The sequence below is a fragment of the Rhodococcus sp. NPDC127593 genome, from assembly GCF_042671975.1.
In the GTDB taxonomy this organism is placed as follows: Bacteria; Actinomycetota; Actinomycetes; order Mycobacteriales; family Mycobacteriaceae; genus Rhodococcus_F.
In genome coordinates this window covers 13,153-29,417 of the sequence record NZ_JBHXWI010000046.1, presented here as the reverse complement: position 1 = coordinate 29,417, position 16,265 = coordinate 13,153, and the positions used below count along the sequence as shown (strand labels likewise).

At 67.6% G+C, this 16,265-nt stretch carries 13 protein-coding genes and 2 tRNA genes; 1 reads left to right on the top strand and 14 read right to left on the bottom strand.

Annotation, left to right across the window (positions count from 1 at the left end; genetic code table 11):
* Window positions 1-92 precede the first annotated feature (92 nt).
* Window positions 93-557, top strand: coding sequence for a hypothetical protein (locus ACFVJ3_RS34480; protein WP_378456324.1), 465 nt, complete (start codon window positions 93-95; stop codon window positions 555-557).
* On the opposite strand, the gene ACFVJ3_RS34475 is transcribed toward ACFVJ3_RS34480, so the two are convergent.
* From ACFVJ3_RS34475 to ACFVJ3_RS34410, 14 genes are all read right to left on the bottom strand, one after another.
* Entirely contained in the window at window positions 547-1,518 is a 972-nt protein-coding gene (locus ACFVJ3_RS34475; RefSeq protein WP_378456323.1) for a helix-turn-helix domain-containing protein, read from the bottom strand. The genes ACFVJ3_RS34480 and ACFVJ3_RS34475 overlap by 11 nt on opposite strands.
* A 50-nt stretch (window positions 1,519-1,568) precedes the next feature.
* A complete protein-coding gene (locus ACFVJ3_RS34470; RefSeq protein WP_378456322.1) occupies window positions 1,569-2,159 on the bottom strand; it encodes a chorismate mutase in 591 nt (196 codons plus the stop codon).
* A 19-nt stretch (window positions 2,160-2,178) separates the two neighbouring features.
* Complete coding sequence (locus tag ACFVJ3_RS34465; RefSeq protein WP_378456321.1) at window positions 2,179-3,012, bottom strand: siderophore-interacting protein; 834 nt, start codon at window positions 3,010-3,012, stop codon at window positions 2,179-2,181.
* Window positions 3,013-3,105: 93 nt separating this feature from the next.
* Window positions 3,106-3,178, bottom strand: a tRNA-Ala gene (locus ACFVJ3_RS34460).
* Between the two features lie 120 nt (window positions 3,179-3,298).
* A tRNA-Ile gene (locus ACFVJ3_RS34455) sits at window positions 3,299-3,372 on the bottom strand.
* 131 nt (window positions 3,373-3,503) lie between these two features.
* On the bottom strand, window positions 3,504-4,922 hold the full coding sequence (locus ACFVJ3_RS34450; protein ID WP_378456320.1) for a DUF3566 domain-containing protein: 1,419 nt from the start codon (window positions 4,920-4,922) through the stop codon (window positions 3,504-3,506).
* Window positions 4,922-7,444 (bottom strand): DNA gyrase subunit A, encoded by a 2,523-nt coding sequence (gene gyrA / locus ACFVJ3_RS34445; RefSeq protein ID WP_378456319.1) that lies wholly within the window; start codon window positions 7,442-7,444, stop codon window positions 4,922-4,924. Before gyrA ends, ACFVJ3_RS34450 begins: the two co-directional genes overlap by 1 nt.
* Window positions 7,445-7,595: 151 nt before the next feature.
* Window positions 7,596-8,438, bottom strand: coding sequence for an MHYT domain-containing protein (locus ACFVJ3_RS34440; protein WP_378456318.1), 843 nt, complete (start codon window positions 8,436-8,438; stop codon window positions 7,596-7,598).
* An 11-nt stretch (window positions 8,439-8,449) separates the two neighbouring features.
* A complete protein-coding gene (locus ACFVJ3_RS34435) occupies window positions 8,450-9,001 on the bottom strand; it encodes an ATP/GTP-binding protein (protein WP_005249094.1) in 552 nt (183 codons plus the stop codon).
* 13 nt (window positions 9,002-9,014) lie between these two features.
* Complete coding sequence (locus tag ACFVJ3_RS34430) at window positions 9,015-9,389, bottom strand: DUF742 domain-containing protein (protein ID WP_005249095.1); 375 nt, start codon at window positions 9,387-9,389, stop codon at window positions 9,015-9,017.
* 7 nt (window positions 9,390-9,396) lie between these two features.
* Window positions 9,397-9,813: a roadblock/LC7 domain-containing protein gene (locus ACFVJ3_RS34425; RefSeq protein ID WP_005249096.1), complete on the bottom strand. Its 417-nt coding sequence runs from the start codon at window positions 9,811-9,813 to the stop codon at window positions 9,397-9,399.
* The gene (locus ACFVJ3_RS34420) at window positions 9,810-12,650 is read right to left on the bottom strand and encodes a sensor histidine kinase (protein ID WP_378456317.1); all 2,841 of its coding nucleotides are present in this window, start codon (window positions 12,648-12,650) and stop codon (window positions 9,810-9,812) included. The genes ACFVJ3_RS34425 and ACFVJ3_RS34420 overlap by 4 nt, the downstream gene beginning before the upstream one ends.
* A 425-nt stretch (window positions 12,651-13,075) precedes the next feature.
* The gene (gene gyrB / locus ACFVJ3_RS34415) at window positions 13,076-15,118 is read right to left on the bottom strand and encodes a DNA topoisomerase (ATP-hydrolyzing) subunit B (RefSeq protein ID WP_378456316.1); all 2,043 of its coding nucleotides are present in this window, start codon (window positions 15,116-15,118) and stop codon (window positions 13,076-13,078) included.
* 197 nt (window positions 15,119-15,315) lie between these two features.
* Window positions 15,316-16,254 (bottom strand): alpha/beta fold hydrolase, encoded by a 939-nt coding sequence (locus tag ACFVJ3_RS34410; protein ID WP_378456315.1) that lies wholly within the window; start codon window positions 16,252-16,254, stop codon window positions 15,316-15,318.
* Window positions 16,255-16,265 lie beyond the last annotated feature (11 nt).

The window sequence follows — 16,265 nt, the reverse complement described above, 5'->3', positions numbered from 1 at the left end:
TCCTGCTGTCCTGTCTTCGTTTCACGGCTTGTACCAGGGGTACCCCGCAGGCAGATGCGCACCAGCGCCAGGATCCGTTCCGAGGAGCAGACATGACCGCCAGACGTATCGTCCACCGCATTGCCGTCGTCACGTTTCCGATCGCCGCCACCGCGGCTGTGCTGACGGCCGGCCCCGCCGGCGCCGACCCACCCCACCCCTTCGGCGGACCCGCCCTCACCATCGGATGTCCGAACCAGGGCAGCCTGATGTCGTTGACGGCGCTCACCGGACAGTCCGGGCCGGAGGCGTCACCGCCCATCGCCGACGGCGACATCCGCTTCGAGTCACGCCCGGCCGCGCCACCGATCCCGGCTGCCGCGCAGGTCACCGTGGCCTGGGTCAACACCGACAGCGGACGTTCGGGGATCGTGAACCTCGGCGGCGTCTACCCCTTCCTGTCCGCGACGGTGAATACCGGCGTCGGGAACGTGGTGGCGACGGCGTTCGGATCGATCAACTTCGGCAGCAGCCCGATCTGCCAGGCGAACCCGGCCATCGGCACGTTCATTGCATGAGTTCGGCCGTGTTGCAGCCGAACCGGCGCCGATAGTCGGCGGGGGCGACGCCGACCACCCGGTTGAAGTGGTGGCGCAGAAGCGCACCCGACCCGAATCCGCTGCGTCTCGAGATCGCCTCGAGGCCGAGGTCGGTACCCTCGAGTAGCTGCTGCGCGTAGAGGATCCGCTGCGTCGTCAGCCACTTCACGGGGGTGGTGCCCGTCTCGGCCGCGAACTTGCGCGCGAACGTGCGCGTCGACATGGACGAGCGGGCCGCGAGTTCGTCGACCGTGTGCGGCAGCTCGAGATTTTCGCTCATCCACGCCATCGTCTCGCTCAGGCTGTCCGACGTGCACGCGACCACCGGTTGCTCGATGAACTGGCGCTGCCCCCCGTCGCGTTGCGGCGGAACGACCATTCTGCGGGCGATCGTGTTGGCGACGGTGGAACCGAGCTCGCGACGCACCACGTGCAGGCAGGCGTCGATTCCGGCCGCGGTGCCCGCACTGGTGACGAGGTTGCCTTCGTCGACGAACAGGACGTCGGGGTCGACAACCGCAGTCGGGAACCGGACGGCCAGTTCCTCGACGTACTCCCAGTGGGTGGTGCACCTGCGCCCGTCCAGCAGTCCCGCGTCGCCGAGCAGGAACGCACCCGAGCACAGGCTGAGGACGATGGCGCCGGCATCCGCGGCGGCGCGCACCGCGTCGAGCGCCTCCACAGGGAAGTCCGACTGTGCCCCCGGCGGCGGGACCACGACGAGATCCGCGTCGCGCAGGGAGTCCAGCCCGTAGCCGGCGGACAGCGTCAGCCCCGGCGTGATCGACGCGAGCGGTTCGCCGGGACGGATCCCGCAGATCCGGAAGTCGAACGGCGGAACCCCGTGTTCGGTGCGGTCGATTCCGAACACTTCACAGACCACCCCGAACTCGAACATCGAGACACGGTCGAGGAGGAGCGTCGCGACCTTGGAGATCATGTCCCCAGTCTAAGTGGCGATATTTTGTCGGACCATGGCGAAACGGCCAGTCATTCGCGGACCGGCCCGCAGATCGACATGAGCGCGCGCGCCAGCGTGGCCTGATGCATCGGGTCGAGGCGCTGTTCGGCCGCCACCGCGACCGCGGCGTCGACGAGAGCGGGCACGCAGCCCGAGCTCGCGAGCACGGCCTCCTGTTCGCGCAGCTGCAGGAGAATGTCCGTGTTCTGGCGGTCGATCACCGGACGGACCTGCGTCAGGTCGGGCCGGAGGGTCGGTGCCGCGCCGGGCGCGACGCTCCACCAGGCGAAGAGGGCGCGCTGCACCTCCTTGTTGGCCTCGATCTGGTCCCGGAAGATCTGCTGCACCCGCCCCGCGCTCAGGCCCTCGTCGGCCGCCTGCGTGGCGACCGTACCCAGGACCTGCGCTTCGCGCGCGGGATCGTCGATCGGTGACGGCGTGCCCCACTTGGCCGCCGCCACCGTGTCTGCCGTCGAGAGACGCAGCGAGACCGCCAGGGCGATCGGTTCCAGTGGACGGGTCTGCGCACTCGCGGGCGCAGCACCGCCTGCCGTCAGCATCCCGAGCATCACCGCGGCGACGGCCGCGCGGCGGGCGAGTGCGGGCCGGACCGTGGTCATGGTGCGAGTGTAGGGCCGGTCAGTCGTCCAGCCCGGCGACTCCGCGTTTCCAGTATCCGGTGAACAGCGAATCCATCCGGTCCCTACTCCACGTGCGCAGAGACTTGATGTCATTCGCCTCGCCGGCCGCGAACAGGAAGGAGCGGCCGTCGGGCAGCACCAGCGACTGCACCGTCGACGCGAGAGTGGACTCGCTGCCGTCGCGAACGAGCCACGTCACGTCCACTTTCTCGCGCACGGCCAGCGGGTAACCGTGCTCGACGTCGTCGTCGGTCTCGATCACGACGTGCGCCGAGACGTCGGCCGGGGACTCGTCGAGCCACCGCGCGACCGCCGGCAGAGCGGTGGAATCGACCGCGAAGACGTAGTGGTCGAAGTTGTGGGCGAATGCCTTGGCGCCGGGCGGTCCGGCGATGGTCACCTCGTCGCCGATCGCGACCGTCGTCGCCCAGGAGGACGCGAGCCCGCCTTCGTGCAGCACGAAGTCCAGGTCGAGTTCGCGGGCGTCGGCGTCGTAGCGGCGGACGGTGTATTTCCGCGTGGTCGGGAGCGGTCGCGGCCAGTCGAGCATCGTCGCGTCGTTCACCACGGGCACGCGGCGGGTGCCGTCCGGATCGGGGAACACGACCTTGACGTGATCGTCGGCCTGATAGGTGTGGAAGCCGTCGAGTCCGGGGCCCCCGATCGTCAGACGCACCATGCGGGGTGTGACGTACTCGCGTGCACGGACCGTGACCGTGCGGACTCCGATCGGGTAGCCGATTCGTGCGGTTCCCTCACCGGTCCGGTGGTGGGATGCGACGCGGCTGCGCGGGTCGTGGCGTTCACGGGCTCCGGGATCGAGTGCGGTCATGAAGTAAGGGTAACCTCACCCAACTCTGGTCCGCACAGCAGTGTGCCCCGGACTCTTTCGAATCCGGGGCACCCCGTTCTGTATTTGTACTTGTGGAGCCTAGGAGATTCGAACTCCTGACATCTGCCTTGCAAAGGCAGCGCTCTACCAACTGAGCTAAGGCCCCGTTACCTCGTGCCACACCTCGTTGCCGCGTAGCAACTTGGACAGTCCGATTGCCACCAGCACTCCGGCTCCCACAAACAGGAGGACCTTCATGCGAATGACCTTTCACCGGCACCAGGAGTGGGCCTAGGAGGACTTGAACCTCCGACCTCTTCGTTATCAGCGAAGCGCTCTAACCGCCTGAGCTATAGGCCCCTGAAGTCTGGAAACTCATCTCGCACAGTTCCCTGAACCGAGTCGGAAGATTACCCCACCGGACCGGCAACTACCAAAACCGGTCCGGCGAGACGCTCTTTTCCCAGCTCAGCCCCCATCGTTTTCCGCGTTCAGTCCCGGTCGGCGAGCGTCACTTCGACGCCCCCGACGAGGTCGGAACACAGGTTGTAGATGAACGCGCCGATCGTCGCCAGCGCGGTGAACAACACCATGTTCGCGAGGCCGATGACGGCGGCGTATCCGAAGACCTGCCCGGCCGTCACGAGCCCCTCAGAGCTCGACTCCGCGACGATATCGGTGAATGCGTTGTTCAGCCGGTCCCACACGCCCATCCCGTCCAGGACGACGTACAGCAGACCGACGGCCACCATCCACACGAAGAACAGCGACACCGAGATGACGGACGAGATCTTCAGCGTCGACCATGGATCGATCTTGCGGACCTGCACCGTCGCCCGGAGAGCCTCGCCCTCCTCGACCCGCTGCGGGGCCACGGCGATCTTCGGCTGCTGACCCGTGGCCGCCGCCCCGGGCAACGGGTGCTTGGCCTCGGACAGGTCCGGCATGTCCTTGGGGAGCGCGTCCCGGTTGATGTGCCGGGTGGGTCCGTCGATCGCGGACGCCTTCGCCTTCGCTGCCTCCCGCTGCGTCACGGCACCGGCCGCGGCTGCACCGGACACCGCACCGACCGCTGCAGTGGCCGCGGTCGAGGACGGTGCGCGATCGGACCCCTGCTTGGGCGCGGGCTGCCCCTTCGCCGGCGACGACAGGTTCTGTGCGGGCGCCTTCTGCGTGGGCACGGCCTGGGTGGGAGCACCCGAGTTCGGCGCGCCCTGGGGTCGCTGACCCTGCGCGGGGGCGCTCTGGGGCGGCGTCTTCTGCGTCGGGGCGGTCTGCGGCTTCTGGACGTCCTGGCCGCCGGGAGCCTTCGCTGCCGCGGCACCCGCCGCGGCCACTGCAGCCGCGCCGTTGGCCGGGTTCGGCTGACCCTCCGGGCGCGGAGCCTGCTTGGCACCGGCCCCGCCTTGCACCGGTCGCTTCAGATTGGTCTGCGGCTCACGCTGCATTCCACGCTGCCACGGCGGAGCCTGATTTCCCCGAATGGACTGCGCACCCTCGGTGGGAGCACCACCCGCAGGGACCCGGTTGCCGGGCGCCTGCTGCGGCGGGCCCTGATGCCCGGGAGCCTGCTGATTCGGAGCGTGACCCTGCTGCGGCGGCACGGACCGGCCCTGCGGCGTCTGCGTACGCGGACCCTGATGCTGGGGCGTCGACGGAGACCGGGCCGGATCGGCCGGAGCCTGCCGATCCGGTCTCGCGTCGGGAGCACTGCCCGGCCGGGCAGCCGGCCCCGCCTGAGCGGGACCACGACCGGCTGACGCCTGCGGCCCCTGCGGCGCGGAACCCTGCTGCGGGTTCGGTCGCGCCGACCCGTTCTCGGGTGTGCGGGAGGCCTGCTGCTCGGATGGCGCCTTGTTGGCGGAACCCGGGTTCTGCCGGTCACTGCCTGGCTGGTTGGGAGTGCTCACTAGGACTCCTTAGCTCCTTTGCCGCTGCTCTCGGCGTTGTCGTCGGGTTCGTCGGGTTCGTCGGCATTGCGCGCGATCGCGAGCAGGGTGTCGCCTTCCCCGAGGTTCATCAAACGAACGCCCTTGGTCTGCCGACCGGCCTTGCGGACCTGCTTGGCGGCGGTGCGGATGACGCCACCGCCCGACGTGATCGCGTAGAGCTCGTCGTCGTCGTTCACGATGAGCGCTCCGACCAGGGTGCCACGTTTCCTGTCGTACTGAATCGTAAGTACGCCCTTTCCGCCGCGACCCTGGACCGGATAGTCCTCCATACCGGTGCGCTTCGAGTAGCCACCCGACGTCGCCACCAGCAGATAGGTGCCTTCACGCACCACGTTGAGCGACAGCAGTTCGTCGTCGCCGTTGAACCGCATGCCCTGGACACCGGACGTGGCGCGGCCCATCGGACGCAACGCCTCGTCGGTGGCGGAGAAGCGGATCGACTGCCCCTGCGCGGAGACGAGCAGCAGGTCGTCGTCGGAGGAGCAGAGCACCGCGCCGACCAGTTCGTCCTCGCCGCGCAGGTTGATCGCGACGATGCCGCCGCTGCGGTTCGAGTCGAAGTCGGTGAGCTTGGACTTCTTCACCAGACCGTTGCGGGTGGCGAGAACCAGGTAGGGGGCGTCCTCGTACGTCTTGATCTGGATGACGCTCTGGATCCGCTCGTCGGGCTGGAACGCGAGCAGGTTGGCCACGTGCTGTCCGCGGGCCGTGCGGCTCGCCTCCGGCAGCTCGTACGCCTTGGCCCGGTACACGCGGCCCTTCGTGGTGAAGAACAGCAGCCAGTCGTGCGTGGAACTGACGAAGAAGTGCGAGACGATGTCGTCCTGCTTCAGCCCGGCGCCCTGCACGCCCTTGCCGCCGCGCTTCTGCGAGCGGTACAGGTCGGTCTTGGTGCGCTTGGCGTAGCCGGTTTCGGTGATCGTGACGACGACGTCCTCGCGGGCGATCAGATCCTCGTCGGCCACGTCCCCGTCGGCCGCGATGATGCGGGTCCGGCGGTCGTCGCCGTGCTTGTCGACGATTTCCTTCAGCTCGTCGCGGACGATCCGGCGCTGACGCTCGGGCTTCTCGAGGATGTCCTTGAGGTCGGCGATCTCCAGCTCGATCTCGGCGAGTTCGTCGATGATCTTCTGACGCTCGAGGGCGGCGAGGCGGCGCAGCTGCATCGCGAGGATCGCGTCGGCCTGGATCTCGTCGACGGTGAGGAGCTCGATCAGGCCGGCCCGCGCGATGTCGACGGTCTGCGACGCCCGGATCAGCGCGATGACCTCGTCGAGGGCGTCGAGCGCCTTCACCAGTCCGCGCAGGATGTGAGCGCGTTCCTCTGCCTTGCGGAGCAGGTACTCGGTGCGCCTGCGGATGACCTCGACCTGGTGGGCGACGTAGAGCCGGATCATCTGGTCGAGACGCAGGGTGCGCGGCACGCCGTCGACGATGGACAGCATGTTGCAGCCGAAGCTGGTCTGCAGCTGGGTGTGCTTGTACAGGTTGTTGAGCACGACCTTCGCGACCGCGTCACGCTTGACGGTGACGACGATGCGCATACCCGCGCGGTCCGAGGACTCGTCGTGGATGTCGGAGATGCCGGCGATCTTCGCGTCGCGGACCTGCTCGGCGATCGACGTGATCAGGTTGTCCGGGTTCACCTGGTACGGCAGCTCGGTGATGACGATGGTGGTGCGCCCCTTGGCGTCCTCCTCGATCTCCACCACACCGCGCATGCGGACCGACCCGCGTCCGGTGGTGTAGGCGTCGTGGATGCCCTGGCCTCCGACGATCAGGCCGTGCGTCGGGAAGTCGGGTCCCTTCACGTGTTCCATGACCGCGGTGAGGGTGGACTCCTCGTCGGCTTCCCAGTTCTCCAGCGCCCAGTAGATGGCCTCGGCGACCTCGCGCAGGTTGTGCGGCGGGATGTTGGTGGCCATACCGACGGCGATGCCACCGGAACCATTGATCAACAGGTTGGGGATACGGCTGGGGAGAACTGACGGTTCCTGTGTACGACCATCGTAGTTCGGGGTGAAATCGACCGTCTCGTGGTCGATCTCACGCAGCATTTCCATGGCCAGCGGAGTGAGCCGGCACTCGGTGTAGCGCATCGCGGCGGCGCCGTCGTTGCCGCGGGAACCGAAGTTGCCCTGGCCGTCGACGAGCGGGTACCGCAGCGACCACGGCTGGGCCATGCGGACGAGCGTGTCGTAGATCGAGGCGTCGCCGTGGGGGTGGTAGTTACCCATCGTCTCGGCGACCGGTCGCGCAGACTTCACATAACCGCGATCGGGCCGGTAACCGTTGTCGTACATCGCGTACAGAACGCGGCGGTGCACCGGCTTGAGGCCGTCGCGCACATCGGGCAGCGCACGACCCACGATCACGCTCATCGCGTAATCGATGTAGCTGCTCTGCATCTCCTGCTGAATGTCGACGGGCTCGATGCGGTCGTGCCCCGGTCCCTCCGGCGGCAACGTTGTGTCGGTCATGAGCTCCTTCTTCTACTCGGCTTGACGTCTCCTCGCGGACTCGCGGTCCTGCACGACGTCGCGCAACCACCCGAGTCTATAGGTGCAGGTCAGCTGTGAGGGTGAAGGACTCGGGTGCGCCCATGAATCGGTGTTGCAGGAGTCGTCCGATCTATTGGAGTTCGAGCTCCCTGCCCTGGGATTCGGCGGCGAGGGATTCGGCGGCGAGCATTTCGGCCTCGAGTTCGAGCTCGGCGGCGACGCGGTCGGGCGCCATCAGCAGGGCGGTGATCGGGATCGTGACCACGAGCATGCCCAGCACGAAGACGGGAAACAGGATCGAGAACACCTCGAGTCCGTCCGGGCGCGCCACGGCCGGGTCGACGATGACGCTCAGCCCGAACACGCCGGTGTAGTGCATGGCCACCAGCCCGGCCGCCACGACCGCCGACGCCACGAGTCGCAGCGTGCGGGATTCGAGTGCCGAGATCGACCACATGATTCCGGCGCCGACGACCAGGCCGATCACGGCCGATGCCGCCGTCAGCAGGATGTCGGAGTTCACCGAACCCTGGATCTCGAGGGACGAGACGATCGCAAGGTCCATTCCGGTGAAGCCGACGCCGAGGAGCACCGCACCGCCGGCGAGGCGGCCGATCTCCACCGACGCACTCGGCAGCCGGTGCTTCGTCGGCGGCGGGCTGATGATCAGCAACGCCACGGCGGCAGCCGCGACGGGCACCACGAACGAGACCGCGATCCACAGGACGTCGTAGCGCACCACGCTGCCGTAGACCTCGAACCCGACCATCGCAATGTAGTGCGGCAGCCAGGCGCCGATGCCGCCGATCGACAGCGCACCCCAGGCCAGCCAGAGGTACCGCTGCCTCGGGTTCGGCGCGGTCACCGCCTTACGGGCGCTGGCGATACCGACGAAGACGCCGATGAACGCCGTGACCGCGGCGAGGGCGACGATCCACGTGCCCATGGAGAAGTGCTGCAAGTCGTCCGACATATTTCGAATCCTCAGTACGCGGCCGTGTGGAGCTTGGTCAGTGCGTATTCGGTGATCGCGACCAGTGCGCGTTTCGCCGATTCCCGGTCACGCGCGTCGATCGGGATGATCGGCACGTCCTCGGAGATCGCGAGGGCCGCACGGATGTCCTCGATGGGGTAGCGCGGGGCGTCGTCGAACTCGTTGATCGCGACGAGGAACGGCAGTTGCCGGGCCTCGAAGAAGTCGACCGCCGCGAAACTCTCGTCCAGCCGGCGCGTGTCGATCAGGACGATCGCACCGATCGCACCGCGGATCAGGTCGTCCCACATGAACCAGAACCGGTGCTGACCGGGGGTACCGAACAGGTACAGCACCAGGTCGTCGGCCAGGCTGATGCGCCCGAAGTCCATGGCGACGGTGGTCGTGCCCTTCTGCGGTGTCGCAGCCAGGTTGTCGACGCCGTCGCTGGCGTTGGTGACGAGCGCCTCGGTACGCAGCGGGACGATCTCGGAGACAGCCCCCACCAGCGTGGTCTTGCCGACGCCGAACCCGCCGGCGATCACGATCTTGGTCGAGGTCACCCGATTGCGGGGATCAGATTTCGCGAAGTCCACTGAGGACCCTTTCGATGAGTTCACGACGTTCGGAGTCGGTCGAGTCTTCCTTCAGGGTGGCCAGGATCTGAAGATGACCGGCCTCGACCAGGTCGGCGACCAGGACGCGTGCCACTCCGAGGGGCACGCCCACCCGGGCGGCGATCTCGGCGACCGAAGGCGACTGCTGGCACAACGCGACGATCGCGGCGTTGACGTCGTCGAGTTCCCACTGCCGGTCCACCGACTGCGGCAGTGCCTGAATCAACGCTTCGAGCGCGAGTTCGACCGCAGGCCGGGTCCGGCCCGACGTCAGCGAGTACGGGCGCACGATGTTCGGGCCCGGCTGCTCCGAGTGGTGGTCGTTCATGGGCATGGGCTGATCAGAGACCCTGCGGGGTGCGGGCCGTGGCCTGCACCGATGCGCCGACGCGGTCGACCAGGATCGCCATCTCGTAGCCGACCTGTCCGATGTCGCACTCGGCGTCGGTGAGGGTCGCGAGGTGCGAGCCGTCGCCGACGCTCATGAGCAGCAGGTATCCGTGCTGCATCTCGACCACCGACTGCAGCACTCCGCCGCCTTCGAACAACCGGGACACACCGGCCGACAGGCTGGCCAGCCCCGACGTGACGGCGGCCAGTTGCTCGGCCCGGTCGATCGGGAGGTGGGCGCTGGCCGCCATCAGGAGACCGTCCGCGGACACGAGCACGGCGTGGGAGACACCGGGCACGTCACTGGCGAAGTTCGACACCAACCAGTCGAGCGGTCGCGTGACGTCGGATCCATGAGCGGTGTTCATCGGTCTCCTTCAATGCTGTTACGTTCCGCGAGCCTCGTGGCCCTGCCGTTTCGGACGCCCTGCTGGTGACGACTGAGATTGGCGCGAATTGTCTCAGGGTCACGCACCCGGCGCAGTGTCCCCGTATTGTGCGCGCCTTCGACCGTGCCTGGAACCAGCCGGTCTCCGGGACGCCGCTTCGGCAGTCCGATCTCCGGGTCGACCTCGACGGGAGTCTCGCTGATCCGTTCGGCGGCGGACCATCCGGCGTCGCCGGCGGAATGCCAGTCGCCGGGTGCGCCTTCGGTGCCGGTCGGATCGGTCAGCCAGTCGGACACCATGTCGGAGAAGATCGGGGTGCCGCCGCCTCGGCGCGGTGCCGCCTCGGCCGGTGGCGGATCGATCCGCGACTGGAAGAACGACGCGGTCTTCGCCGAGTTGGTGCGGTAGCGGTGCCGGACCGGTCCCTGGTCGTCGCCGTTCGACGACAGGGGTGCGGGCTGCTCCGCGGTCCGCGTCTCGATGCGGTTCTCGCTACGTGGTGCGTGCGGCGCGTGCTGTGGCCGCGATTCCGCCGGTGCCGTCTCCGGGGTCGCCGCCTGCGGCCGCCGCACGGGCAGCTTCGGCATCGCCCCGGATCCGCGGACGTTGACGGTGTCCTGGGACTGCTGCGCCGCCGGGGCACCGGTCGACGATGCCGCGCCGGCCGCGATGCCGCTGGCACCGGGCTGACGCCGGGGCAGGCTCGTGCCGGAGGCCGTCGTCACCGCGCTCGCAGGTGCCGGGCTCGGCGCGGGCGGAGGTGTGGACGGGGTGCGGGTCGGCAGTCCGTTGCGGGTTGCCGGCTGCTGCTGTCCGTTGTCCTTGCGCTGGGCCGGGGCCGCGGGTGCCGGGATGGCGGTCCGGACCGGCGCCGCGGGAATCCTCCGCTGCGGTCCCGTGTCCTGTCGGGCAGCCTGCGACACGATCAGCGCATTCGGGATGTGGATGCTCACGGTCACACCCGGGTTGCGGGCGGTGTCGAACGTCGACCGCAGGCGCACGGTCAGGCCGTGACGCTTCGCGAGCCGACTCACGACGAACAGACCCATGTGGCGCGCGGTCTCGGGACCGACCTCACCACCCGACGCCAGACGCTCGTTGACGGCGCGCATGTCGTCGGCCGGGATACCGATGCCGCGGTCCGCGATTTCGAGCAGCACCCCGCCGTCCACGGCGCGAGCGAAGCTGAACGTCACCACCGTGTCGGGCGGCGAAGCGCGAAGCGAGTTGTCGACGAGTTCGGCGAGCAGGTGCACGACGTCCGTGACGACGGTGCCGCTGAGTGCGCCTTCGGGGGTCGCACCCATCTGCACACGCTGGTAGTCCTCGACCTCGGAGATCGCGGCACGCAGCACGTCGCCGAGCGGAATCGGCGCCGCCTGCGAACGACGCACGCGGGTGCCGGCCAGAATCAGCAGGTTCTCACCGTTCCGGCGCATACGCGCGGCCAGGTGGTCGAGCCGGAACAGGCTCTCGAGTCGCTTCGGGTCCTTCTCCTCGAACTCGAGATTCTCGATCAGGCCGAGCTGCTGGTCGACGAGCGACTTGCTTCGGCGTGCGAGCGTTTCGAACATGTCGTTGATCTGCAGGCGCAGTTGTGCCTGCTCACCGGCGAGCTTGAGGGCCTGCCCGTGGATGTCGTCCACGGCGCGGGCGAGCTGGCCGATCTCCTCGGAGGAGTGCACGGCCACCGGCTCGAACGACAGTGCCCGCGGATCGTCACTGGCCTTGATCTGCTCGATCGCCTCCGGGAGGTCGCGGCGGGCGGCCTTCAGCGCGCCGTACCGCAGGCGGCGGATCGGACCGATCAGCGAACGCGACACGAGGAGCGCGAGGACGAGCGCGGCGAGCAGGGTTCCGAGGACGATCGCCGTGTCACGCAGCGCGGCGGACCGGGTCTCGGCCGCGCGGATCTGCACGGTGGACGCGATGTCGTTCGCCGCCTCGCTGGTCAGCTCCTGGTAGACGTCACGGCTCGCGATGAGGGAGGAGCGCAGCTGCAGGATGGGCAGCATCCCGCCGCGCGCCGCATCGGCCAGGCCCTGGTCGATGAGGGCGTTACGGTCGTTGATGTTGTTTCGCAGCGTCTCGACACGGGCATCCCCCTTGGGGTAGTAGCGGTCGAGGACGTCGAGGAGGCTCGATTCGGCGCCGGCGGCCGCGACGACGGCCGAGGTGGGAATGTCGCCCGTGCGGGCCTTCTCCCGTCCGTCGGGACCGGCGTAGACGTCCTTCACGATCACGAGGCCCATGGCCTGCTCGAACAGACGACGCTGCGCCTGCCACGCGTTGGTCAGCTGGTAGCCCTTGTCGACGACTTCGCTGTCTTCGATTGGACGCACGATATCGTCCACTTCGCGGATGAAGTCCGCGGCGAACGCGCGCTGGCGTTCCGCGAGCAGGTCGGTGGCGACGCCCGGGGAATCCATCAGATTCAGGAGGGCCCGACCGTCCGAGACGGTCTGGTTGATGGAACTCGCGACGGCGGGATCCAGTTCGGGGTTCCGGGCCTGTTCGGACACGCCGTTCATCAGGGATTCCGCGTCCTCGCGGTCCTGCTTGGTGAGGGTACCCGAGGCGTAACCACTGGTCACGGTACCCATCGAGGCCTCGAGGGCCACGATGTCCGGGACGACGACGATCTGGTCGGCCGCCTCGGTGAAGTGGACGGCGTTACTCAGCTCGCCCTGCACACGGAGCCCGCCGAGCACCATGGCGACGGTGACGGGAACTGCGAGAACCGCGGTCACCTTCCACCGCAGGCCCCAGCCCTCGATATCCCAGAACTTTGCCCGGGGCGGCGAATCGTCGCTCATCCCACGCTTCCTTTCCAACCACTCATAGCTTGTCGCTCTGTGCTCGTGACCGCGCCTGCGACAGGGCAGTCGTACCGGCCCGGACGACACGCGTCGACAGAGGAAAGTGATCGATCAGTTGCGCTGTGCGCAGCGCTGCCCGACGCACCGATTTCCGAATGTAACAAGTTCATCACATCCCCATGGGGAACGTTCTTACCACAGAAATTCCCCGATCCTTACTTCCAAGTAACATGCGCACCACCGATCCCAGACGTTGTCGTCGCGGGGTGGATCAGCGGACCAGGCTACACAGAATCGCGGTTCACAGTCGAGGACGGATTTCTGCCTCACCCGGTCGCGCAACCGGCCCAGACGGGTGCAGCCACCGGGGTCTTCCGACCGCCGGTGGCTGCACGACATCCGTAATCTCTTGTGCCGGATACCTAGACGTCGAGGAAGCGGACGTCCTTGGCGTTACGGGTGATGAAGCTTCGCCGGGCCTCGACGTCCTCACCCATGAGAACGCTGAACAGCTCGTCGGCTGCGGCTGCGTCGTCGAGCGTCACCAGACGCAGGACGCGCACCGACGGATCCATCGTGGTCTCCCACAGTTCCTTGGCGTTCATCTCGCCGAGACCTTTGTAACGCTGGATGCCGTCGTCCTTGTTGATCTTCTTGCCCGACTCGAGGCCGGCCTTGACCAGGGCGTCGCGCTCCCGGTCGGAGTACGCGAACTCCGGGTCGCTGCGCTGCCACTTCAGCTTGTACAGCGGGGGCTGCGCCAGGTAGACGTGGCCGTGCTCGACGAGCGGCCGCATGAAGCGGAACAGCAGCGTGAGCAGCAGCGTTGCGATGTGCTGGCCATCGACGTCGGCGTCGGCCATCAGCACGATCTTGTGGTACCGCAACTTCGCGATGTCGAACTCGTCGTGGATGCCCGTGCCGAACGCGGTGATGATCGACTGAACTTCCGTGTTCTTCAGCACTCGGTCGATGCGTGCCTTCTCGACGTTGATGATCTTTCCGCGCAGCGGCAGGATCGCCTGGTACATCGAGTCGCGCCCGGACTTGGCCGAGCCGCCTGCGGAGTCGCCCTCCACGATGTAGATCTCGGACTTGCTCGGATCGTTGGACCGGCAGTCGGCGAGCTTGCCCGGCAGACCGCCGAGGTCGGTGGCGCTTTTGCGGCGCACCAGTTCGCGGGCCTTGCGGGCGGCGACGCGGGCCTGCGCCGATGACACCGCCTTGTTCACGATGGTCTTCGCGTCGGCCGGGTTCGCCTCGAACCAGTGCGACAGGTGCTCGTTGCTCGCCTTCTGGACGAACGACCGGACCTCGGTGTTGCCGAGCTTCGTCTTCGTCTGACCCTCGAACTGCGGTTCACCAACCTTCACCGAGAGGATCGCGGCGAGACCCTCACGGATGTCGTCACCGGTGAGCTTCGGGTCCTTCTCCTTGAGGAGCTTCTTGTCCAGCGCGTACTTGTTGACCGTCGCCGTCAGAGCGGAACGGAAGCCCTCTTCGTGGGTGCCGCCCTCGTGGGTGTTGATGGTGTTCGCGAACGTGTGGACCGACTCCGAGTAGCCGGAGTTCCACTGCATCGCGATCTCGAGTTCGTGGCCGGTGCCCTTGGCGGTGAAACCGACGACGGAGTTGTGGATCGGCTGCTTCGTGCGGTTGATGTGCCGCACGTAATCCTCGAGGCCGCCCGGGTAGTGGTAGACGCGGGTCTTCACCTTGTGCGCGACCGGCGCCTCCGCCTCGGCGGACTCGTCCTCGGCGGTCTTCGGAGCATCCGCGACCTGGCTGACGACCTCTTCGGTGACCTCGGCGTCGCTGACGCGTTCGTCGGTGAGGGTGATCGTCAGGCCCTTGTTGAGGAAGGCCATCTCCTGAAGGCGGCGGGCGACCGTCTCGAAGCTGTAGACCGTGGTCTCGAAGATGTTCGAGTCGGCCCAGAACGTGACCGTTGTGCCGGTCTCCTTGGTGGCCTCGCCCTTGACGAGTTCACCCGGCTTGGAATCGGTGTAGGTCTGGTTCCAGCGGAAGCCGTCGCGCTTGATGTCGACGTCGAGCCTGGTGGACAACGCGTTGACGACGGAGATACCGACACCGTGCAGACCGCCGGACACGGCGTAGGAGTCGGAGTCGAACTTGCCGCCGGCGTGGAGCTGGGTGAGGACGACCTCGACGGTGGGGACACCGGAGGCGTGCATCCCGACGGGGATGCCTCGACCGTCGTCGATGACCCGGACGCCACCGTCTTCGAGCAGGGTGATCTCGACCTTGCTGGCGTAGCCGGCCATGGCCTCGTCGACCGAGTTGTCGACGACTTCCCAGATCAAATGGTGGAGACCGCGTTCACCGGTGGAACCGATGTACATACCCGGTCGCTTACGAACAGCTTCGAGTCCCTCGAGGACGGTGATGGAAGAAGCGCCGTAGTCCTTGCTGGAGGTGCTTTTGTCTGACTTCTGGGCAGCCACGGGTGGGTAGCTCTCCTTCTCCGTCCAATGCCCGACGCAGGCGCCCACCGCCCTGGTCGGGCACGCGGGAGACGAGAATCGGGAATCTTGCCGCTAGTTACCTCGGCCATCTTACTGGTACGTCAGCGCCAGGAGCGGGCTATGACACCCCTGAGCGCCCCGTAGACGAATTTTCAGGGCGTCTCGGGAGTGAAAACCTAGGCCGAAGCGCTCTCGGACGGGCCGTCCGAGATACCTGCCGACCGCCGGTCCTCGACGTGCAGCACGAACTCCGCGGCGAGTTGCGCGATGTCCTCGGCGTGGGAGATCGGCGACCAGTGCCCGGCGTCGACCTCTCGACGGCGCAGGTCGGGCGCCCATTTCTCGGTGTCCTCGTAGCCGACGGGCCGCACCGCCTTGTCGTTCTTGTTCAGGATCAGCTGGACGGGGACATCGGTGTACCGCTCGCGCGGCCTCAGCAGCCTCGCACGGATGTTGGCGCGGTACAGCTTCAGGCCGTTGACCATGTCGTCCGCCAGCGTCGGCGCCGGACGCACCAGCGCGGGGTCGAGGCGGTCGAAGAACTTCAGAAACGCCGGCCAGTGCCGGGAGAACCACAGCCGCAGCGGCAGCGTCGCCAGGCCCGGAATCTGGAACAGGACGGTGTAGCCGGACGCGACGGCTTGGGCGAGCGGCCCGCCGAAGCTGCGGTCCGACATGCGACGGCGCGTCCACTTGCCGAGGTGATCGAGGTTGGGCCCCGAGATCGAGGTGAACGACGCGATTCGCGCGCGTGCTTCCGGTTCGCAGACCGCCTCCCACCCCTCCACCGATCCCCAGTCGTGGGCCAGCACGTGCACCGGACGGCCCGGGCTCACGGCGTCGATCACCGCGAACAGGTCGCCGGCCAGGGCGGGCAGTCGGTAGTCCTCGACCCGGGTGGGCACGGTGCTCCGGCCTGCACCGCGGCTGTCGTAGCTGATCACCCGGAACCGCTCCTTCAAGAACGGCACCACTCGGCTCCACAGGTCGTGGGTGTCGGGCCAGCCGTGCACCAGCACGATCGTCTCGCCGTCGGGGTTGCCCTCCTCGAACACGGCGAGTTCGACGGAACCGTTGGTGATCCGCCGGGTGGTACCGGATGTGGATGGAGTCATGGTGGGTCCTC

What these genes read in the sequence shown, in the direction of transcription:
- ACFVJ3_RS34480 (WP_378456324.1), top strand. Translation starts at nt 93, where the DNA reads ATGACCGCCAGACGTATCGTCCACCGCATTGCCGTCGTCACGTTTCCG.
- ACFVJ3_RS34475 (WP_378456323.1), bottom strand. Translation starts at nt 1,518, where the DNA reads ATGATCTCCAAGGTCGCGACGCTCCTCCTCGACCGTGTCTCGATGTTC.
- ACFVJ3_RS34470 (WP_378456322.1), bottom strand. Translation starts at nt 2,159, where the DNA reads ATGACCACGGTCCGGCCCGCACTCGCCCGCCGCGCGGCCGTCGCCGCG.
- ACFVJ3_RS34465 (WP_378456321.1), bottom strand. Translation starts at nt 3,012, where the DNA reads ATGACCGCACTCGATCCCGGAGCCCGTGAACGCCACGACCCGCGCAGC.
- gyrA (WP_378456319.1), bottom strand. Translation starts at nt 7,444, where the DNA reads ATGACCGACACAACGTTGCCGCCGGAGGGACCGGGGCACGACCGCATC.
- ACFVJ3_RS34440 (WP_378456318.1), bottom strand. Translation starts at nt 8,438, where the DNA reads ATGTCGGACGACTTGCAGCACTTCTCCATGGGCACGTGGATCGTCGCC.
- ACFVJ3_RS34430 (WP_005249095.1), bottom strand. Translation starts at nt 9,389, where the DNA reads ATGCCCATGAACGACCACCACTCGGAGCAGCCGGGCCCGAACATCGTG.
- ACFVJ3_RS34425 (WP_005249096.1), bottom strand. Translation starts at nt 9,813, where the DNA reads ATGAACACCGCTCATGGATCCGACGTCACGCGACCGCTCGACTGGTTG.
- ACFVJ3_RS34420 (WP_378456317.1), bottom strand. Translation starts at nt 12,650, where the DNA reads ATGAGCGACGATTCGCCGCCCCGGGCAAAGTTCTGGGATATCGAGGGC.
- ACFVJ3_RS34410 (WP_378456315.1), bottom strand. Translation starts at nt 16,254, where the DNA reads ATGACTCCATCCACATCCGGTACCACCCGGCGGATCACCAACGGTTCC.